A 22,473-nucleotide genomic window follows, 5' to 3' on the forward strand; every position below is an offset into this window, starting at 1 on the left:
CATGACATCGCAAGGACAAAGACGCCATTTCCTGAGCGGCCGCTTTCGTCAGGCGGACGCCCCGGAGTTGGTCCCGCCGGGGGCCCAGCCGGACTTTGCCGAGCTCTGCACCCGCTGCGGCGACTGCGTGCGGGCCTGCCCCGAAGCCATACTGATCCAGACCGATGGCGCGCTGCCCACCGTCGATTTCGCGCGCGGGGCCTGCACCTTCTGCGGTGACTGCACCGTGGCCTGCCCCAGCGGCGCGCTGCTGCCCGAACGTCTGCCCGACTGGCCGTGGCGCGCGGTCATCCAGACCAGCTGCCTGTCCTTTCAGGGCATCACCTGCCGCGCCTGCGAGGACGCCTGCGAACTCCGCGCGATCCGTTTTCGCCTGATGACCGGCGGACGATCCGTTCCGACCCTTGACCAAAGTCAATGCTCCGGATGCGGCGAATGCGCATTCACTTGCCCGGCGCAGGCGGTGCGCTTCGACCGCGTCGATCCTGCCGTGAAGGAGACCCAAGCATGAATATCTGCGGATGCCTCGTACATGTGGCACAGCCCGCGCTGACCGACGCGCGCGCCACCATGACCGCCACCCCCGGCGTGGAAATCCACGCGGCGACGGAGGATGGCCGCCTCGTCGTCACGGTCGAGGACACCGAGACCGCCCGCGCCTCGGAAACCATAATGGGGCTGCACCAGATCCCGGGCGTGATCTCGCTCTCCCTCACCTACCACCATTTCGAAGACCTGTCCGCACCCCAGCCGGAGTTCACAGCATGACCGTTTCAGAATCCCGCCGCGCCTTCCTGAAGGCCACCGCCGCCGCATCGACCGCCGCCGCCGCGGGCCTGACCCTGCCCGTGGATGCCGCCGCCCAGCAGGCGGGCAATGCCGGCATCCGTTGGGACAAGGCCCCCTGCCGCTTTTGCGGCACCGGCTGTTCCGTGCTGGTCGGCACCAAGGACGGCCGCGTCGTCGCCACGCAGGGCGACCCCGACGCGCCGGTGAACCGCGGGCTGAACTGCATCAAGGGCTACTTCCTGTCGAAGATCATGTATGGCCAGGACCGCCTGACCACACCTCTGCTGCGCAAGACCAACGGCGTCTACGACAAGAACGGCCAGTTCGAGCCGGTCTCGTGGGACGAGGCCTTCGACACCATGGCGCAGAAGTGGAAAGAGGCGCTGGCCAAGAAGGGCCCAACCTCGGTGGGCATGTTCGGCTCGGGTCAGTGGACCGTCTGGGAAGGCTACGCCGCCGCCAAGCTGATGAAGGCAGGCTTCCGGTCGAACAACATCGACCCCAACGCGCGGCATTGCATGGCGTCTGCCGTGGTGGGCTTCATGCGCGCCTTCGGCATCGACGAGCCGATGGGCTGTTACGATGACCTCGAGCACGCGGATACGTTTGTGCTGTGGGGGTCGAACATGGCGGAGATGCACCCGATCCTGTGGTCGCGCCTGACGGACACCCGCCTGACCAAGCCGGGGGCCGAGGTGCACGTCCTGTCGACCTACGAACACCGGTCCTTTGAACTGGCCGACAACGGCATGGTGTTCCGCCCGCAGTCGGACCTCGCGATCCTGAACTACATCGCGAATTACATCATCCAGAACGACGCGGTGAACTGGGACTTCGTCAACAAGCACGTGAACTTCAAGAAGGCCACCACCGACATCGGCTATGGCCTGCGCCCGGAACACCCGCTGCAACAGGCCGCCGCCAACCCCGACAAGGGCGACATGTCGGACATGACCTTCGAGGAATACGCGGCCTCGGTGGCCGAGTACACCGTTGAAAAGGCGTCCGAAATCTCCGGCGTGCCGGTTGCGCAGCTGGAACGTCTGGCGCAGCAATACGCCGATCCGAACCGCAAGGTGATGTCGCTCTGGACCATGGGCTTCAACCAGCACACGCGCGGCTCCTGGGTGAACGGGCTGATGTACAACGTGCACCTGCTGGTAGGCAAGATTTCCGAGCCGGGCAACTCGCCTTTCTCGCTGACCGGCCAGCCCTCCGCCTGCGGCACCGCGCGCGAGGTCGGCACCTTCGCCCACCGCCTGCCCGCCGACATGGTGGTGATGAACGACAAGCACCGCGAGATCTGCGAGACCGCCTGGAACATCCCCGCAGGCACCATCCCGCCCAAGCCCGGCTTCCACGCCGTGTTGCAGAACCGCATGCTGAAGGACGGCGTGCTGAACGCCTACTGGGTGCAGTGCAACAACAACATGCAGGCCGCGCCCAACATGAACGAGGAGGGCTTCCCCGGCTACCGCAACCCGGAGAACTTCATCGCCGTGTCGGACCCCTATCCGACCGTCACCGCCATGGCCGCCGACCTGATCCTGCCCACCGCCATGTGGGTCGAGAAGGAAGGCGCCTACGGCAACGCCGAGCGCCGCACCCAGTTCTGGCGCCAGCAGGTGAATGCGCCGGGCGAGGCGCGCTCCGACCTCTGGCAGTTGATGGAATTCTCCAAGCGCTTCACGGTCGAGGAAGCCTGGGGCGAGGAACTGCTGTCCCAGAAACCCGAGCTGCGCGGCAAGACGCTGTTCGAGGTGCTGTTCGAGAACGGCAAGGTCAACGCCTACCCGGTGTCCGAGACGGCCGAAGGCTTCGAGAACCAGGAATCGAAGGACTTCGGCTTCTACGTCCAGAAGGGTCTGTTCGAGGAATACGCCAGCTTCGGTCGCGGCCATGGCCACGACCTCGCGGATTTCGACATGTACCATCAGGCACGCGGCCTCCGCTGGCCCGTGGTGGACGGCAAGGAGACGCTCTACCGCTTCCGCGAGGGCTATGATCCTTACGTCGAGGCCGGGGCCGATGTGCAGTTCTACGGCCGCCCCGATGGCCGCGCCAACATCATCTTTGCCCCCTTCGAAGACGCCGCCGAGGTGCCGGACAAAACCTATGACCTCTGGCTCTGCACAGGCCGCGTGCTGGAACACTGGCATTCCGGCTCGATGACCCGCCGCGTGCCGGAACTGCACAAGGCCTTCCCAAGCGCCGTGGTCTTCATGCACCCCGAGGACGCGTCGGAACGCGGGTTGCGGCGTGGGCAGGAGATCATGATCTCGACCCGCCGGGGCGAGATGCTGAGCCGCGTCGAAACCCGTGGCCGCAACAAGCCGCCGCGCGGGCTGGTCTTTGTGCCGTGGTTCGACGAGGGCCAGCTCATCAACAAGCTGACGCTCGACGCCACCTGCCCGCTGTCCAAGGAAACCGACTTCAAGAAATGCGCCTGCAAGGTCGAGCGCGCGTAACCCCCTTTTGGAGCCTAGAAAAATGTCCAGCCCCTCCCCCATGTCGCCTGCCCGCCGGAGGTTCCTCACGGACACCGCCCGCATGGCTGGCGGCTGCGCGGTGGCGGGGCTGGGCCTCGCCTACATCACCTCGGACGCCAAGGCGCTCCCGGCGGAAGCACTGCGCCCACCCGGCGCCCTCCCCGAGGACGACTTCCTCTCGGCCTGCATCCGCTGCGGGCTGTGCGTGCGCGATTGTCCCTATGACACGCTGTCCCTCGCCGAACTGGGCATGGACGGCCCCGCCACCGGCACTCCCTTCTTCACCGCCCGCACCGTGCCTTGCGAGATGTGCGAGGACATCCCCTGCGTCGCCGCCTGCCCGACAGGCGCGCTGGACAAGGGTCTGACCAACATCGACGACGCAAAGATGGGCACCGCTGTTCTGGTGGATCAGGAGAACTGCCTGAACTTCCTCGGCCTCAGGTGCGACGTCTGCTACCGCGTCTGCCCCGTCATCGACGAGGCGATCACGCTGGAACTGTCGCACAACGACCGCTCCGGCCATCACGCCATATTCGCGCCCACCGTGCACGCCGACCGCTGCACCGGCTGCGGCGTCTGCGAAAAGTCCTGCGTCCTGCCCGAAGCGGCCATCAAGGTCCTGCCGACGCGCCTCGCCCGCGCCACCAGCGCCGACCACTACCGCAAGGGCTGGGAGGAACAGGAGCGCAACGACGGCCCGCTGGTCGATGGCCTCATGGACCTGCCCGACCGCCTGCCGGGACCGGGAACGGACAACCTCGCCGCCCCCGGTGGCTACACGGACGACGCCTTCAAACCCGCCTTCCAACTTCCGGGGGCAGGCCAATGAGCGCCAAGACCAAACTCCCCACCGGACAGGAGGCCATCGCCGTCAAGGGCTGGCTCGGCGCGCACAAGTGGCTCATCGCGCGGCGCGCCTCGCAAACCGCCTTCCTGATGCTCTTCCTTGTCGGCCCGTGGTTCGGCTGGCGCATCGTGGACGGCACCCTCGCCGGGTCCAGAACGGTGAACATCCTGCCGCTCACCGATCCCTTCGTCGCGGCCCAGGGCATCGTCGCGGGCCACTGGCCGGAACTGACCGCCCTCATCGGCGCGCTGATCGTCCTTGCCGCCTATGCCCTCATCGGGGGGCGCATGTATTGCTCCTGGGTCTGCCCGATCAACCCGGTGACGGACGCGGCCCACTGGCTGCACGCGACATTCGACATCCCGAAGGGCTGGCAGCCCAAGCGCCACACCCGCCTGTGGCTGCTGGCCACCGTCCTCGTCACCTCGGCCCTCACCGGCACCATCGCCTGGGAGGTGGTCAACCCGGTCACCATGGTCCATCGCGGCCTCGTCTTCGGCATGGGCGCGGCATGGGGCGTCGTGATCGCGGTCTTCCTCTTCGACCTGTTTGTCTCAAGGCGCGGCTGGTGCGGCCACCTCTGCCCCGTCGGCGCCTTCTACGGACTGCTCGGCACCACGGCCCTGCTCCGCGTCAGCGCGCCGAACCGCGCCGCCTGCGACGACTGCATGGACTGCTTCGCCGTCTGCCCTGAAAACCATGTCATCACCCCGGCCCTGCGCGGCAAGGACGGTGACACGCCCCTCATCCTCGCCCCCGATTGCACCAATTGCGGGCGCTGCATCGACGTCTGTTCCGTCGATGTCTTCACCTTCACCCACAGGTTCGACGACCGCGTGACGGACGCCGACCCGGACACCCGGACACCCGCCCACAAAATCGCCTGACCAGAAACGGAGAGCGAACATGAAACTTCACGTCCTTGCGGTTGCCTCCGCCCTTGCCGCAACCCTTACCTTTGCAGGCTACGTGGGCGCGCAGCAATCGGGCAGCGTCAGCGCGCTGCGCAACGCCGCCATCGACGAGACCAATGCCATCGACGACGTCTACCATCAGGACGAAGGCCGCGCGCCGCGCAATTACCGCCAGCAGCCGCCGATCATCCCGCATTCCTCGGACCAGTACCAGATCGACCTGCGCACCAACCAGTGCCTGACCTGCCACGACTGGACCACCGCGGGCGATCGCGGCGCGCCGACCCTGTCGATGACGCATTACCTCGACCGCAACGGCACGCAGCTCGACACCGTCGCGGGCACCCGCTGGTTCTGCAACCAGTGCCACGTGCCGCAGGCCGACGCCCCCGCGCTGATCGGCAACACCTTCAAGCCGTCCTCGAACTGACGGAGGCCCCCATGTCCGATACCAAGAAACCCGGCCTTCTGCGCCGCATCTGGGAGGCCTTCTGGACCCCCGCCGCCGTCATGTCGACGGGCTTCCTGCTGATCGCGGGCTTCCTTGCCGGGATCCTGTTCTGGGGTGGCTTCCACTGGTCGCTGGAACTGACCAACACCGAGGAATTCTGCACCTCCTGTCACACGATGGAGACGAACCTCGGCGAGTACCGCGAAACGGTGCATTACAACAACCATTCCGGCGTGCGCGCGATCTGTTCCGATTGCCACGTTCCGCACGAATGGCAGTACAAGATGAAGGCCAAGATCATGGCCGTCAAAGACGTCTACCACGAGCTGCGCGGGACCATCTCGACCCCCGAGAAATACGAGGAACGGCGGCTGGAGATGGCCTCTGCGGTCTGGACCAAGATGAAGGCCAGCGACTCGCGCGAGTGCCGGAACTGCCACGCCTTCGAATACATGGACTTCACCATTCAGGAAAGCCGCGCGGCGCAAAACCACCAGAAGGCCATCGACGAGGGCATGACCTGCATCGACTGCCATCAGGGCATCGCCCATGACCTCGCCCCCGGCTACCTCGAGGAATACGACCACGTCGTGCAGAAACTCGCGGCCAAGGAACACAAGGGCGACATCGACGTGGCCGGGATCAAGTCCTTCCTCGCCACGCAGACAGACTGAAGGAGACCACCATGCTGGGCATTCTCGACCTTCTCGGCACCATCGGCGCGGCGGTTCTCGGCCTGCCGGGCATCCTCGGCGTGGGGCTGGGCATGACCTCGCGCAACCCGCTGGTGGGTGCGGGGCTGGGTGGCCTCGTGGGCGTTCTGTCGCCCTTGCTGTTGGGCGGCTCGCATTCGACCCATGTGGCGATCACGCCGCTGGAATACGGCACCGCGCTGGTGGTGGGCGTTCTGGCGGGGCTGATCGGCTGCGCCATCCGGCGTAAAGGAGTGGCGGCCTGAAACGGCGCGGGTGGCGTGGCGGCCTGATCCGTTCACGCGCAGGGGCGTGGCGGCCGGAACCGGCGGCGCGGGGGCAGACCTTGACTTGTCCAGATCTGGACATTATATTCGGATCAAGACAAACCGGAGTCCACCCGTGATACCCGCCCGCCTCGACAGCCCCTTCGTTGCACATCCCGATGGCGCCGAACGCACCCGGCTCAGCGGTCCCGGCCTGCGCAGCTTTCGCGCCATCGCGGACCTTTGGGGCCTGACCGAGGCGCAGCGCATCGCCGTTCTGGGCGAGCCGCCGCGCTCCACCTACCACGCCTGGATGAAAAAGGCCCGCGCGGGCGAAGCGCTGACCCTGCCGCATGACACGCTCCTGCGCATCTCGGCGATCCTTGGCATACACAAGGCGCTGAGCATCCTGTTCAACGACCCCGCGCAGGCGCTGGCCTGGCTCACCGGACCGCATCGCGGCACCGTGTTCCGGGGGGCCAGCCCGCTGACCTTCATCACCGAGGGCGCGCAGGACGGCATGATGACCGTGCGCCGCACCCTCGACGGCTGGCGCGGCGGACATATCGGCCATGGCGCGGCAGAGGGCAGCTTTACCCCCGTGACCGAGGACGACGTGGTCTTCCTGTGACCGACCTTGCCGACCTCTCGACCGAACCGCGCACCCCTGCCCCGACCGAGACCATCCGCCTGATCCCCTCGCAATATCCGCCCATCGGGGCCTTTGACGACGTGACCAGCGCCGAGGATCTTCAGGCCGTGATGGACCTCGAAGGCTGGACCAACGATCGCCTCGCCGGACCGCGCCTGACGCAGCTTCCGCGTGAAGACTGGGTGTTCGGGCGCCCGAATGCCTCTGTCATCATGGCGGCCTTCCTGCATGGCTCGCCGGGCGGCTTGCGGTTTTCCTCCGCCACGCTGGGTGCGTGGTACGCGTCCACCGCGCTGATGACCGCCGTGCTGGAGGTCGCCAACGGGCTGCGCAAGGAACTGTCGCTGACCGAACGCCCGCGCCTGACGCAGACCTTCCGCGAATACACCGCCCGGCTGGAGGGCGCGTATCTCGACATCCATGGCCGCTGCCCGCAGCATCACGACCCCGACGATGGCAGCTACCCCACGCCGCAGGCCCTGGGCCAGAGGGTCCGCGACGACGGCCCCGCCCTTGGCCTGAACGGCATCCGCTACGAAAGCGTCCGCCGCCCCGGCCACGACAACTGGGTCTGTTTCCGCCCCCGCGCCGTCACCGATGTCATGCAACGGCGGCATTTCGAACTGGACGTCCCCGCCACGGGCAAGGTCGCCGTGCGGACGCTCTGACGCTTACGCGGAAACGCGCGCCGTGAGCCAGTCGTGCAGCACCGCCTCGTCGGCGGGCAACTGCGTCGCCAGCCCGCCCGCAAACTGCAAAAACCCCTCGTGGTTCAACTGGTTCACCGCCGTCAGCACGGGAATCCCGCGCTCCATCGCCAGGGCGAAGGCGTCGCACAGCCCACGCCCCTGGCATTCCTGCGCGCCGAACTTGTTGACGATAAGCGCGTCGGCGCCCTGATCCAGCGCGCGCCGCACCCAGGCGGCGGCCTCTTCCAGCGAGGAGGGATCGAGCCTGCACCCCCGCGACTGCGCACCGAGCTTCTGCGCGATGGCGATCTCGGGGCCTTGCGGCAATACGGCGAGGTCCATGTCGCACGGGTGATCCTTGCCGGCGGGGGCGCGGCTCTGGACGATCCCCGCGACGATGCGCCCCTCGGCCACCAGCCGCACCGCCAGTCCACTCAGCAAAGGGTCCGTGCTGCCCCGTTGCAGCGACAGGATATATCCCAGACGGCTCATGTCACACTCCATCGGAAAACGGCAGGTAGTCGACCAGATCGCCCTCGTCCAACGCAGCGACATCGCCGGGGATCAGGGCCAGCCCCTCGGCACCGACAAGCGGCGACATGCGCGCGGACTGCACCGGACCGCCGAACATGACATGCCCCGTGTCAGGGTCAAGCGATGCCGGACGCGCCTCGGTCCGCCCGGCGGAATGCGTCAGGCGACCCGACAGGGGTATCCGCTTCATGGGGGCCGCCTGCCCGCCTGTCAGCCGGTCGAGAAGGGGCAGGCCAAGCAGCGTATAGGTCACGAAGGCGGCCATCGGATTGCCCGGCAGGCCCAGCCAGAACGCGCCACCAAAGCTGCCGAGGGACACCGGCTTGCCGGGTTTCAGGTTCACCGCAGGAATCATGATCTCGCCACCAAGCGCGGCAATGGCGTGGCGCATGTGGTCCTCTTCACCAACCGAAAGCCCGCCCGTCGTTATGACAAGATCGGCGCGCCCCGCGGCCTCTGACAAGGCATCGACATGCGCGGCCAGCGTGTCCTTCACATGCACATGCGACACCAGCTCGACATCGGGACGCAGCAACAGCGCGGCCAGCAGCGGGCCATTCACGTCGGACACCTGCCCCGATGAAAGCACCGTCCCCGCCGGGCGCACCTCGTTGCCGGACGTGACCACGGCGACCCGCACCTTTGCGGTCACCTCAACGGAGCCTTGACCGACCGAAGCGGCCACCGCCAGAGCGCGCGAGGTCAGGCGCGACCCGGCGGGCAGGACGGTCTCGCCGGCCTCGATCTCTTCGCCTTTGCGCCGGATATTCTCTCCGGCTTCGGGACGCCGGGAGAATTCGATCCAGCCGGCTGTGTGCCGGACATGCTCCTGCATCACCACGGCATCGGCCCCCTGTGGCAAGGGCGCGCCGGTAAAGATGCGAACCGCTCCGGTCTGAGGGGCAGCAGGCAGATCCCCTGCCGCGATCCGTCCGGACAGAGACAGCCGCCACGGGCCTTCCCCCACACAGGAGTCAAGCCAGAGCGCATAGCCATCCATCGCAGCGTTGTCGAAGGCGGGCACCGATTGCGCCGCGCGCAACGGGACGGCCAGAACCCGGCCATGCGCCTTGCTGAGCGGCACGTGTTCGCCGGAACCCTGCTGCAGCGGCAAAGACTCGATCATCGAACGCGCCTCCTCCAGAGAAAGCGCATTCGATCCGCCGCACCCGCAGTCGCATCCGGCCTGCCTGTCATCCTTCATCGCGCCCTCCGGTTCGAAGATGTTTTTCCGACACCTCATTAATGCCGAAATCCGTACCGCGACTTGACCCATGACAAGGAGCATGCGCAAAAATGCGGTATGCGGACATGATCCTGAGCCTTCGGTCAACGGCGACCCCTGTCAGGGTAACCGTTTAGAAGGCCTTGAAAAAAGGGGGAAGTCATGACACCCGAAGACCGACGCATCGCGGGGCAATCGCTGCTGTTGTCCGGCTTGTCCGAAGACATCCGGACCAACCTGCTGGATGGCTCCCATGCGCAGGAGTTCGACCGCAACGCGACGATTTTCCTTCAAGGGGAGCAGGCGCGCTCGATCTTCATCGTGGTGGAAGGCTGGGTGAAACTCTACCGAATCGCGCCCTCCGGGGCCGAGGCCGTGGTGGGGGTCTTCACCCGTGGCCGCAGCTTTGGCGAGGCGGTGGCCTTCCGCTCGGACCTCTATCCGGTATCAGCGGAATCCGTGACCCCCTGCCGCCTCATCCGCATCGAAGCGGCACGCATGTTGCGGCAGATCGAACATACGCCCGGCCTTGCCACGGCGATCCTGTCCGCGACCTTCACCCACCTGCATTCACTGGTGGCGCAGGTCGAGGGGCTGAAGGCCCGCACCGGCGCGCAGCGCGTGGCGGAATTCCTCTGTGAACTGGCCGATTGCGGCGCGGGCGGCTGCACCGTCACCCTGCCCTATGACAAGGTGCTGATCGCCGGACGTCTGGGGATGAAACCCGAAAGCCTCTCTCGTGCTTTTGCCAAGCTGAAGGATCACGGCGTCACGATCCGGCAGAACAACGCCACCATCGACGATCTCGAAGCGCTGCGCGACTACGCCGAGGACGATCCGGCCAACGCCTGGGCGAGATAGGGGGACGCGCCGGAGGCGGCGCTACGCCTCAGGGCAGCGGCGTGACCCCGATCACCGGCGCATGCAGGTGCCACAGCACCGCCCAGGCCACCAGCGCCCCCACGATCCGCGCCCATGGCAGCGGTCCAAATCGCCCGCGCCCACCGATCAGCGCGACGAAAGGCACCGACGAGGTATGCCGCGTCAGCCGCTGCCACTCCGCCGCGCCCATCACGCGCCGCCGCCGCCGTTCGACAATCGCCATCCCCGCCAGCGAGAACACCGCAAAGACCCCGAACAGCAGCACATGCGCGACATCGCCATTGGCCCACAGATGCGCGCCCGACCAAAGAAGCAGCGCCCAAAGCAGCGGCTGCCGCGTCACCCCCGCGATGCCGGGCTGCTCGGGGTCATAACCCTCCGCGCGCCCCTCGAAGGCAAACGGGTTCACCGCCCCCACGCCCAGCACCGTCAGCAGCCCGGCGAAAGGCATGACCACGTTCACCCCCCAACGCGCCGCCCGCGTCTGTTCCCACAACTCGACATAAGGCGCGCGCCCCGCCGCCGCGATCACCCACCACAGCAACCCCAGCGACAGCAGGCTGAACACCGCCATGTATCCACGCGTCCCTAGCCGCGCGACCAGCGCGTCCTTCACCCCCAGCATCGCCGGAATGCGGTGCGAGGCCATGAAGACCACCATGGCAACGGCGAACTCGATCCAACCCATCTCTCAGCCCAATACGCTCAACCCGATCAGCGCCACCATGAACGCGCAAAGGCCCCACGAAAACCCCCGCCGCCACCCCGGCACCTCCTGCAAGCCAAGGTAGACGTCCAGCACCACCCGCGCCTTCATCCACGCCAGCCCCAGCACGACGACCACCAGCCAGCCCCCCTGCCCCAGCGTCGCCATCGCCGTGCTCGCCAGCGACAGCGCCACCAGCGCCATCCATGCCCGCGTTACGCTCATAGCAGGTACACCACCGGGAACAGCAGCACCCAGACGAGGTCCACCATGTGCCAGAACTGCGCCCCCGCCTCGACGCTCGCAGGCGCGGGGCGCACCGCCACCAAGGCCAGGATCACCACCCCGGCCACCACATGCGCGACGTGAAAACCCGTCAGCAGGTAGTAGAACAGGAAAAACGGGTGGGTCTCGAAACTGATCCCCGCCTCGGCCTTGGCCGCATACTCCGCCCCCTTGATCCCAAGGAACACCAGCCCCAACGACGCCGCCCCCGCCAGCAACCCCCGGGGCCGTTCCGCCCGCACGGCCAGCGCCGCCATCCAGCCCGAGGTCACCAGCACCACGGTATTCACCGCAGCACCCGCCGCGTTCAGCTGGCCCTGCGCCGCGTGAAAGCCGTCGGGATCGGTCAGCCAGACGGCGCGCAGCACCAGCAACCCCGCGCCGAACACCGCCAGTTCCGACAGGATCAGCACCCACATCATCAGCTCGCCCGGCAGCTGGTTGCGCAGCGCCTGTGTCATCCCGCCACCAACTGCCGGTAGATCTCCGGCAGGGCCTGCGTCAGTCGGTCGGCATTCGGGACCACGGCAAAGCCGCCTTGGCCAAAGATCCTCGGGAACCAAGCCTTGGCCTGCCGGTCCACCGTGATGCCGAACACCGCATGACCCGCCCGCCGCGCCTCCAGCACGGCCTTGCGGCTGTCCTCGATGCCGTGGCGGCCCTCGTAATGGTCGAGGTCGTTGGGCTTGCCATCGGTGATGACCAACAACAGCCGCCGCTTCTTGGCCTGCTTCGACAGGTCCACGGAAACATGCCGCATCGCCGCCCCGAGCCTCGTGTAGAACCCCGGTTTCAACGCCGCGATCCGCGCCTCCACCGCCCGCGTCATGGGCTCGCCGAACGCCTTCGCCTCCTGCACGTAAACCCGGTTGCGTTTGAGGGACGAAAACGCGTGGATCGCGAAATCGTCGCCGCAGGCCTCCAAGCCCCAGGCCATCGCTGCCAGCGCCTCGCGCTCCACGTCGATCACCGACCGCCCGTCATGGCCGTGGCCGGGAATCGCCGCCTCGGTCGACCGCGACACATCCAGCAACAGCGACACCGCGAGGTTCCTCTGCTGCGGTCGCGCCTGCATCCAGACGCGGTCCGAGCCCTGCCCCGTGGCGCGCAGGTCCACCGTCGCGCGCACCGCGCGCTCCATGTCCAGCTCGTCGCCATCGGGATGCCCCGCCATCCACATGCGGCCCGGACGCAGCGCCTCGAACTGGCGTTTCACCGCCTGTATACGCCGCTTCGCACGCGGGTCATGCTGGAACGCCGCCTCGCCCTCGGGCAGGCGCGAGGCCAGCACGCGGGCATGAGACGGCAGGTAAGCCCCGGTCCTGACATCCCACTCCGGATAGGTGTGTTCCGCCGAGATCGCCTCGCGGTCCACGTCCTCGGGGGCCAAGTCAAGATGCAGTTTCAGCTTGGTCGCCGGCGCCTTGGAGATCTGGCCAAGCCCGATTTCCTCCTGGTCGTCGGCGGCCTTCTTGGCGTCGTCATTGTCATCCTCCTCGATCCGGCGGTTGAGGTTGACGAACTCGGCGAAACTGAGGATCGCCTCGAACTTGTGCAGGATGAAGCTGTCCTTGCGCTCCACCTGGTCGGTCTTGCGCCGACGCGCCCGGCGGGCGGGGCCATCCTCGGTGACCTCCGCCTCGCCTTCGGTCTCGCGGTTTTCCACCGCCGAGCCTTCGGACAGGGCCAGCGCCCGCACCTCGGGCCACAGCGCCACGGGCCGGAAAGGCCGATAACGGCGGGGCGCTTTCAGGCCCGAGACATCGCCGGTCTCCACCGCCCGCAAGACCTCCGACTCGACCCTGTCGCCGCCCAACATCCATTGAATGACATCCTCCACCGCCTCTTCGACGGCGGGCAAGGCAGGCGTCTGCCGCAGCGCCAACAAGGCCGCGCAGAGATCACGGTACAGCCCCCGGAACCCCGGAGCCTCCTCCAGCGCCCGCGCGACCATCCGCAACGACCGATGCAGTGACAGCACGTCCGCCTGCAAGGGATCGTCGGGCAAATCCCCGGACTCGGCCTGCGACGCCACCGCCGCGAGCCAGACGTAAAGCGCGGCATTCGCCTCGCGCGCCGGGAAGACCGCCAAGGAGGCAGGCAACCGCAGGGCCGCCCCGTCAAAGGACGCCCTCGGCGCAGCCTCGGCCCATGTGCCCAGCATCCGCTTCAGCGACAGCCGATGGCGCGAGGTCTCCTCTGCCACCGGCTTCACCTCCACCGCCGGGTCACCCCCCAGCGCGCGGAAAAGGATCGCCAGCCGCCCGCCGACCTCGGAAAGGTCGACGCGGGCTCCATCGTGGATGCTTGGTGCATCCAGGCGGCTGGCATAGGCGTGCCACAGCTTCCCGACGGTTTCTTCGGGTTCCCATGGCTCGATTTCGACCCGTGTCATCGCTTTGCCTCACCCGAAGATGGCGGTGACAAGGTCGCGGAGCCCGAGTTTCACGTCCCGCTCATCGGTGAGCGGCTCGATCATCGCGGCATTGATGGCGCGCTCGACGGGCATTCCCCCGGCGATCAGCGAGGCGGCATAGATCACGAGGCGGGTGGACACCCCTTCCTCCAGATCCTGCCCCTTGAGGTCGCGCAGCTTGTTGGCCAGCCGCACCAGCGGTTTGACGCGCTCCTCCGACAGGCCGGATTCGGCGACCACCACGGGGATTTCATGCTCTGGTCGCGGGAAGGCGAATTCCACCGACAGGAACCGCTGCCGAGTCGAGGGTTTGAGCGTTTTCAGGATGTTCTGGTAGCCGGGGTTGTAGGAGGCCACCAGCATGAAGCCGGGGGCGGCCTCCAGCTCCTCGCCGGTGCGGTCGATCGGCAGGATGCGGCGGTCGTCGGTCAAGGGGTGCAGCACGACGGTGACGTCCTTGCGCGCCTCCACAACCTCGTCGAGGTAACAGATCGCGCCCTCACGCACCGCCCTTGTCAAAGGCCCATCGACCCAGACGGTCTCTCCGCCTTTCAGCAGGTACCGCCCGATCAGGTCCGCCGCGCTCAGGTCGTCATGGCAGGCGACGGTATAGAGGGGCCTTCCCAGCCGCGCCGCCATATGCGCCACGAACCGCGTCTTGCCGCAGCCGGTCGGCCCTTTCAGCAGCAGCGGCAGGTCGTTTGCCGCCGCCGCCTCGAACACCGAAACCTCATCCCCTTGGGGCAGGTAGTACGGGGCGGCGTTGGGGGCGTCAGCCGCCCCCATCTGTGCATATGCGTTCATGGCCGTCACTCCGCCGGGCCCATGACGCCGGGTTCGATGACCTCACGCCGGGGCACCAGCACCGCGTAGATGAACAGCACCGCGCCCAGCACCACCGCGACCCCCGCGCCGAACCGCATGACATAGAAGATCCACAGCTGGTCCTGCACGTCCATGTAGGCCTCGCCGTTCACCCGTTGCAGGTGCGTCTGCACGGTCCCGGCAAAGGTCAGCGTGAAGGTCATGAAGACCACGCCGCCCGACATCAGCCAGAAGCTCGCCATGTTCAGCACCTGGTTGAACACGTCCCGGCCCAGCAGGGAGGGCATCGCATAGGTGATGATCGCGAGGTTCAGCGCCACGTATGCGCCGTAGAACGCGAGGTGCCCATGCGCGGCGGTGATCTGCGTGCCGTGGGTGTAGTAGTTCACCCCGTGCAGCGTGTGCAGGAAGCCCCAGACCCCCGCGCCAAAGAAGGCCAGCGTGGCGCACCCCAGCGACCACAGCAGCGCCGCCTTGTTCGGGTGATCCCGCCGCCCCTTCCACACCATGACAAAGGCGAAGGCCATCATGGCAAAGAACGGGATGACTTCGAGGCTGGAGAACACCGACCCGATCCACTGCCAGTATCCCGGCGTGCCGATCCAGTAGTAGTGGTGCCCGGTCCCGAGGATGCCCGAGAACAGGGCGAGCGCGGCGATGACGTACAGCCACTTCTCAACGACTTCCCGGTCCACGCCCGTCAGTTTCAGCATCAGGAAGGCGAGGATGGAGGCCATCACCAGCTCCCATGTCCCTTCCACCCACAGGTGCACGACGTACCACCAGTACATCTTGTCCAGCGCCAGGTTCGCCGGGTTCACGAAGGCAAAGAGGAACAGCAGCGCCAGACCCCACAGCCCCAACAGCAGGATATTGGTGATCGCCGTCTTGCGGCCCTTCAGCACCGTCATCGAGATGTTGAAGAGGAAGATCAGCGCCGCGACGACGATGCCCGCCTTCACCCACTTCGGCTGTTCAAGGAACTCGCGCCCCTCCTTGCCGAGCAGCCAGTTGCCCTCGAACAGGTTGAACGTGTAGGTCAGCACGACCCCCAGCGTCCCGAGGACAAAAATCGCCAGCTGCAAATAGGCCAGCGTCGGCGAATGGATCTCGCGCTCGGACTCCTCCGGCACCAGATAGTAAGCCGCGCCAAAGAAGCCCAGCAGCAGCCAGACGATCAGGCTGTTGGAATGCAGCATCCGCAGGATGTTGAAGGGCAACAATCCGGACAGGAAATTCCCGTCCACGTAGACCCAGCCCATCAACAGCCCGACCGTGACCTGCACGGCGAACAGCGCCATGGCCACGACGAAGTAGGCCAGCGCGATCTTTTGCGTTTGATATTTCATCTGCGTGTCTCCTCAACCGGCATCGTTCGGCGGCCAGTCCTGCGCGCGGATCGAATCCGTCCACAGCAGGAAGTCCGACAATGCCCGGTATTCCTCGTCCGACAGGCCGAAGTTCGGCATCTGGCGGCGGCCCTCGATCCCCGTGGGCATCGAGTCCATCCAGCCCTTGAGCATGTCGAAGGCCCCATCGGGATCGTCCTGGACGCCCCAGCGGGTCATGACATTGGCCAGTTCCGGGGCGAAATACGCGCCTTCGCCCAGGATCGTGTGGCAGTTGATGCAGCCGTTTTCCTCCCACAGGCGTTTCCCGTGCACGACGCTGTCGGACAGCGCGGCGACATCGGTGGACGACGTGGTGATGTAACGGTGCGATTGGGCGGTCAGCCCGATGAATATGAGGATGAAGAACAATGACCCGCCATAGAAGATATTGCGGGCCATGCTCTTCGTCATGACTTCGCGCATTGCGCCGATCCTTCCCTCTCTCTTTGCACTGGGGGGACGGTGCGGCGCGGGCGGTGAGTCTTCCTTAACGAAAGTCAATCACGCGAGGGTTTCGACGCAGGCCTCGGGAAATTCCTGCAAGGCGCGCGCGATCTCGCCTTCGGTCATCAGGCAGAAGGCGGTCGACAGCGCATCCGCCAGCGCCGCCGAGGGGGCGCTGACGCTGACCGTGCCGTGCCGCGCGGGGCGCGTCGGATGCAGGATATGTGGGCGACCGTCCGTCAGCCGCGTGGCCATGGGCGAAGACGTCGCCAGCGCCCGGTCGCGCAGGGTCAGCCGTTTCAGCGGGGCGCCATCGGCGGCGGCCACGGTGACGGGATGCGGCCCGAGCGCCAGCACCTCGCCCGCGTCGATCAGCACATCCGTCAATCCTTCGGCCCGCATCAGGGCGGCCAGACGGTCCGCAGCAAAGCCCTGCGCCACCCCGTTGAAGGTCAGCGCCATGCCGGGCGGCAGGTGGATGCCGGTCCGGTCGATGCGGTGCCAGCCGGTCTCCGACCGCCCCTCCCAGAGCGCCTGCACCGTGGGGTCAAAGGCCCCTTCGGTCACGTGATGCACCCTGTCTGACAGGTCCAAGAGGGCGCGCAGCACCGTGCCGGGGTTCACCAGAACGCCGCTCGTGTTCAGCCGCACCAGCTCGGACGCGCGGAAGAGCGACACGGCCTGCTCCACCAGCTCGATCTCCCGCGCGACCCGCCGCCACAGGCGCGGCCCCTGCCCCGCGTCCAGCCCCTGTACCGTCAGGGACACCTCGGCCCCAAGCGCCCTGCCCCGCCATGTCTGCGGCGCGGCCTCTGCCGGACAGGCCAGCGCGGCCACGCTGAGGGCCAGGAACCGACGCCGTTTCATGCCTCGGCCTCCGTGACCTTCGGCCCCCAGAACACCGGCATCAGCACCCCGGTATACAGCGCGAAGGCCAGCACCCAGACCGCCCCCGCCGCCAGCACGGCAGGGAGATACAGGCCCGGCACCAGCGCCCCGACCATCCGCAGCCCCGCCGCCACGGGCACCAGCCCATAGGCCAGCGCCACGGCCCGCGGCGCGACCAGCGCGCGCCCCGAATGCCCCAGCGCCGCGCGGCTCATGACGGCCAGCGTCATGCCGCCGACCCCGCCGATGGCCAGCAGGTGCAGCGCGGCCAGTTCCTGCCCGATGCCGAACCCTGCCAGCCCCCACAGGACAAGCCCCAGCGCCGTCAGCGCGTAACCCAGATGCAAGATCCAGAGGATCGGCTGCCCAAGGGTCCAGCCGCCGCGCCACAGCGCCACCCGGACCAGGGCCACCAGCCCCGCCACGAGCGCCGCCCCCGCCGCCACGCTGTCGAACCCCGCCAACAGGGCCACCGGGACCAGCAGCGCCGGTGCGATTCCCGCCGCCGCGAGCTTCATCGGGTTGAGCGGCAGGCGCTCCTCGCGCCCGGCGCGGATCATGGCGTTGCGCGTGAACGCAGGCGTCACCCGCCCGCCGATGATCACGATCAGCGCCGCCAGCGCCAGCAGCCCGGCACGCGCCCCCGTCCACGCACCGCCGGGCAGCACGCCCATCCAGTCGAGGTGCATGACCAGGTCCGCCAACCAGACCAAGGCAATCGCCGCGAGGATCAGCATTTGCGGCGGCTTGGGACGGCTCAGCAGCATCCCCAGCACCTTGCCCGCCACGACGGGCAGCACCGACAGGTCGACCACGGCCACCAGCCACAGCGGCAACGACCCCGACAGCCACAGCGCCAGCCGCCCCGCCAGCCACAGCCCCGACACCACGGCAAAGAACAGCGCCGAGGCATCCCGCGCCTTGGTCCAGTTCGGTGCTGCGGTCAGCAGGAAGCCCGCCAGCGCCGCCGACCCATAGCCAAAGATCAACTCGTGGGCGTGCCACTCCGACGGGGCCATGGCGTAGGGCTCGACGCCCAGCCCGGCCAGCCAGACCTCCCACAGGGTCATGGCGATCACCGCCCAGGCCCCTGCGAGGAAAAAGAACACCCGGTATCCGGCGGACACCAACCGCTTTGCAGGTTCGAACATCACAGACCTCCATCCGTGCGCGCCCGCCGCTTCAGCACCGGGCAGGTGGCACAATCGTTCATGATGACCTGACAGCGCAGGCACAGAACACATTCGTTCGGGTTGATCCGGCCGACGCCGTCGATGGCGCCGACCGTGCATTTCGTATGACAAAGGCGACACTCGCGCCCGCATTGCGGACGGCGGTGCAGCCAGTCGAAGATCTTCAGCTTTGCCGGGATCGCCAGCCCCGCGCCAAGCGGGCAGAGGTAGCGGCAGAAGAACCGCTCGATGAACAGCCCCGCCAGCAGCAAGGCCACGACAAACAGCACGAACGGCCATGCCCGCAGGAATCGCAGGGTGATCGCCGTCTTGAACGGCTCGGCTTCGGCGAGGATCAGCGCGTTGGTCATGGAGTAGAAGGACAGCGCGACGATGGCGACGAACAGCGTGTACTTGATGATCCACAGCCGTTCATGCAGCGCCTGCGGCACCGCGATCTGCTTCACCCCCAGCCGCACCGCAGCGGCGTTCAGCAGTTCCTGAAGCGCTCCGAACGGGCAGAGCCAGCCGCAGTACACGCCCCGCCCCCAGAACAGCAGACCCAGCGCGACGAAGCCCCAGAGCAGGAAGATCACCGGCTCGACGAGGAAGGTCTCCCAATGAAAGCCGTTCAGCAGGGAATGCAGGAAGGCCACCACCTGCACCACGCTGAGTTGTCCGCCAAGGCCCCCGCCCAGCACCACCAGCGTCACCGACAGGTAAACCAGCCGGACCCGCCGCCACAGCACCGGGCGATGCGTCAGGGCCTCCTGCCCGAGAAAGACCAGCGCCAGCACCGCCAGCAGCGTCGCGGTCACGCCAACGGCCAGCCGGTCGTCGCGCCAGGCCGACCGCCACAGCGGCTCAGGCTCCGGCGGCGGCGCGGTGCGGAAGGCATCGGGCAGGGTATAGGGCGCGGCGATCACCATCTCCGGCGCACCGGGGCGCGTCGCCGTGACCTCGACCTGCATCGGCATCAGGGGATCGAGGTCGGCGGGCAGGCGAAAAAGGCTCACCTCCTTCACCTCCGGCGCGCCGTCGATGCGCAGGCGGTCGATGCGGGTATAGGATGCCTCGTCAGGGGTCCAGCGCGTTTGCCCCTGCACCACCGTCACCCGGTCAAAGACGCCCGAGCGCCGCCAGTCGGTCCCGCGATGCGACTGCACCCCGCGCGAGGCGATCATCAGCACCGATTCCCCACGCCCGAGGGACCCGACCGCCGCCGTGTAGCCCTGCTGGCCCAGCAGGTTCTGCCCGACGGTCGGCGGGTCGATGAGGCCAACCCAGAGGTGCAGGAAATCCCCCTCGCCCGGCTCGACCGGCACCTTGGCCCCGCGCAGCGCCTCAGCCGCCTCGGTCATGGAGACGCGCCGCTCGGCCAGCGCGCCGATGACGATCAGCGCGCCCCAGTCGGCAGGCTGCCACGTCAGCCGGTCCACCCCGCCGCCAAGGTCGAACAAGCCGCGCCCCGCCGCCAGCGCCCGCGCGGTGCGCAGCACCCCGTCACGGATCACGCCGGTGGACACGGTGGCGCGGCTGATGACCTGCGGCAGGGCGCTGCCGTCGGGGACGGGCGCGCGCAGGTCGTAGCCCTCGAACCCGGCCACATAGGCGGCGATGTCCTGATCCGAGATCCCCAGCGTCAGCACCGGCTCGGAATGGCGCACCAGCCGCGCGCCCGCGATCCGGGCCTCCGGCGTCAGGCCCAGCCAGACCTCCAGCGGGCGGCCCGAGTAGCCGACCGACTGCGCCACCTCCCATGTCGATCCCAGATAGCCCACCACCACGCCGTCCTGCGACACGGTCCAGCCCGGCACCCCCTCGTCGGTGCGGTCCACCGTCACCGCCCCGTCAAGGTGCAGCAGCGCGCGGGCATCCGCCGCGTCCGGCCCTTCGGCCCACACGGGAAGATTGCACAGACTCAGGGCCAGGATCAGCCCGAGAAGAAGAAACCGCATCCCAAATGCCTGTTTTCATGGCTCTTGCCGCTGAAAATGCAGTCCGCGCGGTGATCTTTCCTTAACCGAAGTCAAGGACCGCGCTCTCGCGAAAGGCGAAACAAGCCCTGCCTCACCTTCGGAACGGAGACAGTTCGATGATTTCCCGATTCATCCCCTTGCGGCGCGCCCTGCTGACGAGCGCGGCCATGGCCCTCTCGCTGGCTGCCGGGGCCGCGCTGGCCGAAGACACGCCCGCCGCCGATCACGGCACCACGCCGGGCGGCCAGTACCAGCCTTCGATGACCACCCTCGCCGACATCCAGGTCGAGATCCCGGGCCGCAAGGACGGCGACCCGGTCATGACGCAGGAGGAATTCCAGCACGGCACGGAGATCTACTTCCAGCGCTGTGCCGGCTGCCACGGTGTGCTGCGCAAGGGCGCGACAGGCAAGCCGCTGACCACCGACATCACCCGCGACCGTGGGTACGAGGCGCTTCAGGCCTTCATCACCTATGGCTCGCCTGCGGGCATGCCGAACTGGGGCACCTCGGGCGAGCTGTCCGAGGACGAAGTGGACCTGATGGCCCGCTACCTGCTGCTCGAACCGCCCGCCCCGCCGGAATTCGGCATGGACAAGATGCGCGAGAGCTGGAAGCTGATCGTCGCCCCCGCCGACCGTCCGACGCAGAAGATGAACGATATCGACATCGACAACCTGATGTCGGTGACGCTGCGCGACAGCGGTCAGGTCGCGCTGATCGACGGCAAGACCTATGAAATCCACGCGGTGATCGACACCGGCTATGCCGTGCACATCTCGCGCATTTCCGCCTCCGGTCGCTATCTCTTTGTCATCGGGCGCGACGCGCTGGTGAACATGGTCGACCTCTGGATGGAGACCCCGACCACCGTCGCCCAGATCAAGGTCGGCTCCGAGGCGCGCTCGATCGAGACGTCGAAATTCGAGGGGTTCGAGGACAAGTATGCCATCGCCGGTGCCTACTGGCCGCCGCAGTATGTCATCATGGATGGCGACACGCTGGAGCCGCTGAAGATCGAGTCCACGCGCGGGATGATCTACGACGAGCAGACCTACCACCCGGAACCGCGCGTCGCCTCCATCGTCGCCTCGCACTTCAAGCCAGAGTTCATCGTCAACGTGAAGGAGACGGGCAAGATCCTGCTGGTCGACTACTCCGACATCAAGAACCTGAAGGTGACGGAAATCGAGGCCGAACGCTTCCTGCATGACGGCGGGTTTGACTCGACGCACCGTTACTTCCTCGTCGCCGCCAACGCGCGCGGCAAGGTCGCCGTGGTCGACACCAAGGAAGGCGAACTGACCGCGCTGGTGGAAACCGGTGGCCAGACACCGCACCCGGGCCGGGGCGCGAACTTCCTCCACCCGGAGCTGGGGCCTGTCTGGGCCACCTCGCACCTGGGCGACGAATCCGTGGCGCTGATCGGCACCGATCCCGAAGGCCACCCCGACCAGGCGTGGAAGATGGTGCAGACCTTCGAGGCACTGGGCGGCGGGTCGCTGTTCATCAAGACGCACCCGAATTCGCAGCACCTCTACGTCGATGCGCCGCTGAACCCGGAGGCAGAGGTGTCCGGCTCTGTCGCGGTCTTTGACATCACGAAGATGACCGCCGGGGGCGAGCCGGACTACACCACCCTTCCCATCGTGGAATGGGCTGGGATCACCGACGGCCAGCCGCGCGTCGTGCAGCCCGAGTTCAACAAGGAAGGCACCGAGGTCTGGTTCTCCGTCTGGAACGCCAAGGACAAGGAATCGGCCATCGTCGTGGTCGACGACAAGACGCTGGAACTCAAGCAGGTGATCAAGGACCCCCGCCTGATCACGCCCACGGGCAAGTTCAACGTCCTGAACACCCGCGCCGACGTCTACTGACACCAAGGGGGGGCCGAGACCATCGGCCCCCTCCCCTTCCCCCATTGCCAAGGACCC

The 22,473-nt window shown here is 67.2% G+C and carries 24 protein-coding genes; 12 read left to right on the plus strand and 12 right to left on the minus strand.

The annotated features are described in order from the left end of the window. Position 1: 1 nt before the first annotated feature. The 10 genes from napF (at position 2) to ACP16H_RS16390 (ending at position 7,771) form a co-directional block, all read left to right on the plus strand. Entirely contained in the window at positions 2-511 is a 510-nt protein-coding gene (gene napF / locus ACP16H_RS16345; RefSeq protein ID WP_425073317.1) for a ferredoxin-type protein NapF, read from the plus strand. Beyond that, complete coding sequence (locus ACP16H_RS16350) at positions 508-768, plus strand: chaperone NapD (protein ID WP_425073318.1); 261 nt, start codon at positions 508-510, stop codon at positions 766-768. Before napF ends, ACP16H_RS16350 begins: the two co-directional genes overlap by 4 nt. Then, positions 765-3,257 (plus strand): nitrate reductase catalytic subunit NapA, encoded by a 2,493-nt coding sequence (gene napA / locus ACP16H_RS16355; RefSeq protein WP_425073319.1) that lies wholly within the window; start codon positions 765-767, stop codon positions 3,255-3,257. The genes ACP16H_RS16350 and napA overlap by 4 nt, the downstream gene beginning before the upstream one ends. A 22-nt stretch (positions 3,258-3,279) precedes the next feature. Further along, positions 3,280-4,110 (plus strand): ferredoxin-type protein NapG, encoded by an 831-nt coding sequence (napG, locus tag ACP16H_RS16360; protein WP_425073320.1) that lies wholly within the window; start codon positions 3,280-3,282, stop codon positions 4,108-4,110. Next, the gene (gene napH, locus ACP16H_RS16365) at positions 4,107-5,015 is read left to right on the plus strand and encodes a quinol dehydrogenase ferredoxin subunit NapH (protein WP_425073321.1); all 909 of its coding nucleotides are present in this window, start codon (positions 4,107-4,109) and stop codon (positions 5,013-5,015) included. Before napG ends, napH begins: the two co-directional genes overlap by 4 nt. A gap of 19 nt (positions 5,016-5,034) precedes the next feature. Next, positions 5,035-5,472: a nitrate reductase cytochrome c-type subunit gene (locus ACP16H_RS16370; RefSeq protein ID WP_425073322.1), complete on the plus strand. Its 438-nt coding sequence runs from the start codon at positions 5,035-5,037 to the stop codon at positions 5,470-5,472. 11 nt (positions 5,473-5,483) lie between these two features. Beyond that, on the plus strand, positions 5,484-6,167 hold the full coding sequence (locus ACP16H_RS16375) for a NapC/NirT family cytochrome c (protein WP_425073323.1): 684 nt from the start codon (positions 5,484-5,486) through the stop codon (positions 6,165-6,167). A gap of 11 nt (positions 6,168-6,178) precedes the next feature. Then, a complete protein-coding gene (locus ACP16H_RS16380) occupies positions 6,179-6,451 on the plus strand; it encodes a hypothetical protein (RefSeq protein WP_425073324.1) in 273 nt (90 codons plus the stop codon). Between the two features lie 136 nt (positions 6,452-6,587). After that, complete coding sequence (locus ACP16H_RS16385) at positions 6,588-7,082, plus strand: antitoxin Xre/MbcA/ParS toxin-binding domain-containing protein (protein ID WP_425073325.1); 495 nt, start codon at positions 6,588-6,590, stop codon at positions 7,080-7,082. Next, positions 7,079-7,771 carry an RES family NAD+ phosphorylase gene (locus ACP16H_RS16390; RefSeq protein ID WP_425073326.1) on the plus strand — a complete coding sequence of 231 codons (693 nt, stop codon included), beginning with the start codon at positions 7,079-7,081 and terminating at the stop codon, positions 7,769-7,771. The genes ACP16H_RS16385 and ACP16H_RS16390 overlap by 4 nt, the downstream gene beginning before the upstream one ends. A gap of 3 nt (positions 7,772-7,774) precedes the next feature. Here ACP16H_RS16390 and ACP16H_RS16395 read toward each other — a convergent pair whose 3' ends face one another. Beyond that, the gene (locus tag ACP16H_RS16395) at positions 7,775-8,284 is read right to left on the minus strand and encodes a DUF2478 domain-containing protein (protein WP_425073327.1); all 510 of its coding nucleotides are present in this window, start codon (positions 8,282-8,284) and stop codon (positions 7,775-7,777) included. Between the two features lies 1 nt (position 8,285). Further along, positions 8,286-9,614, minus strand: coding sequence for a molybdopterin molybdotransferase MoeA (locus tag ACP16H_RS16400; RefSeq protein ID WP_425073328.1), 1,329 nt, complete (start codon positions 9,612-9,614; stop codon positions 8,286-8,288). A 99-nt stretch (positions 9,615-9,713) separates the two neighbouring features. Here ACP16H_RS16400 and ACP16H_RS16405 point away from each other — a divergent pair, with 99 nt between their 5' ends. Continuing rightward, positions 9,714-10,412 carry a Crp/Fnr family transcriptional regulator gene (locus ACP16H_RS16405; RefSeq protein WP_425073329.1) on the plus strand — a complete coding sequence of 233 codons (699 nt, stop codon included), beginning with the start codon at positions 9,714-9,716 and terminating at the stop codon, positions 10,410-10,412. A gap of 28 nt (positions 10,413-10,440) precedes the next feature. Here ACP16H_RS16405 and ACP16H_RS16410 read toward each other — a convergent pair whose 3' ends face one another. From ACP16H_RS16410 to ACP16H_RS16455, 10 genes are all read right to left on the minus strand, one after another. Next, positions 10,441-11,121, minus strand: coding sequence for an NnrU family protein (locus ACP16H_RS16410; protein WP_425073330.1), 681 nt, complete (start codon positions 11,119-11,121; stop codon positions 10,441-10,443). Between the two features lie 3 nt (positions 11,122-11,124). Next, the gene (locus ACP16H_RS16415; RefSeq protein ID WP_425073331.1) at positions 11,125-11,364 is read right to left on the minus strand and encodes a cytochrome C oxidase subunit IV family protein; all 240 of its coding nucleotides are present in this window, start codon (positions 11,362-11,364) and stop codon (positions 11,125-11,127) included. After that, positions 11,361-11,885, minus strand: coding sequence for a cytochrome c oxidase subunit 3 (locus ACP16H_RS16420; protein ID WP_425073332.1), 525 nt, complete (start codon positions 11,883-11,885; stop codon positions 11,361-11,363). Before ACP16H_RS16420 ends, ACP16H_RS16415 begins: the two co-directional genes overlap by 4 nt. Beyond that, a complete protein-coding gene (locus ACP16H_RS16425) occupies positions 11,882-13,819 on the minus strand; it encodes a nitric oxide reductase activation protein NorD (protein WP_425073333.1) in 1,938 nt (645 codons plus the stop codon). The genes ACP16H_RS16420 and ACP16H_RS16425 overlap by 4 nt, the downstream gene beginning before the upstream one ends. Before the next feature lie 9 nt (positions 13,820-13,828). Beyond that, positions 13,829-14,644, minus strand: a complete 816-nt coding sequence (locus ACP16H_RS16430) for a CbbQ/NirQ/NorQ/GpvN family protein (protein ID WP_425073334.1) — start codon at positions 14,642-14,644, stop codon at positions 13,829-13,831. Positions 14,645-14,649: 5 nt separating this feature from the next. After that, on the minus strand, positions 14,650-16,014 hold the full coding sequence (locus ACP16H_RS16435) for a cbb3-type cytochrome c oxidase subunit I (protein WP_425073335.1): 1,365 nt from the start codon (positions 16,012-16,014) through the stop codon (positions 14,650-14,652). Positions 16,015-16,026: 12 nt separating this feature from the next. Continuing rightward, positions 16,027-16,479 (minus strand): c-type cytochrome, encoded by a 453-nt coding sequence (locus tag ACP16H_RS16440; RefSeq protein ID WP_425073336.1) that lies wholly within the window; start codon positions 16,477-16,479, stop codon positions 16,027-16,029. A 78-nt stretch (positions 16,480-16,557) separates the two neighbouring features. Then, a complete protein-coding gene (locus tag ACP16H_RS16445) occupies positions 16,558-17,367 on the minus strand; it encodes an FAD:protein FMN transferase (RefSeq protein WP_425073337.1) in 810 nt (269 codons plus the stop codon). Further along, positions 17,364-18,539 (minus strand): NnrS family protein, encoded by a 1,176-nt coding sequence (locus tag ACP16H_RS16450; protein WP_425073338.1) that lies wholly within the window; start codon positions 18,537-18,539, stop codon positions 17,364-17,366. The genes ACP16H_RS16445 and ACP16H_RS16450 overlap by 4 nt, the downstream gene beginning before the upstream one ends. Continuing rightward, entirely contained in the window at positions 18,539-20,518 is a 1,980-nt protein-coding gene (locus tag ACP16H_RS16455) for a 4Fe-4S binding protein (protein ID WP_425073339.1), read from the minus strand. The genes ACP16H_RS16450 and ACP16H_RS16455 overlap by 1 nt, the downstream gene beginning before the upstream one ends. 137 nt (positions 20,519-20,655) lie before the next feature. On the opposite strand from ACP16H_RS16455, the gene ACP16H_RS16460 reads away from it, so the two are divergent. After that, complete coding sequence (locus ACP16H_RS16460; protein WP_425073340.1) at positions 20,656-22,416, plus strand: cytochrome D1 domain-containing protein; 1,761 nt, start codon at positions 20,656-20,658, stop codon at positions 22,414-22,416. Positions 22,417-22,473: the final 57 nt, after the last annotated feature.

Source organism: Sagittula sp. S175, from assembly GCF_049800975.1.
In the GTDB taxonomy this organism is placed as follows: domain Bacteria; phylum Pseudomonadota; class Alphaproteobacteria; order Rhodobacterales; family Rhodobacteraceae; genus Sagittula.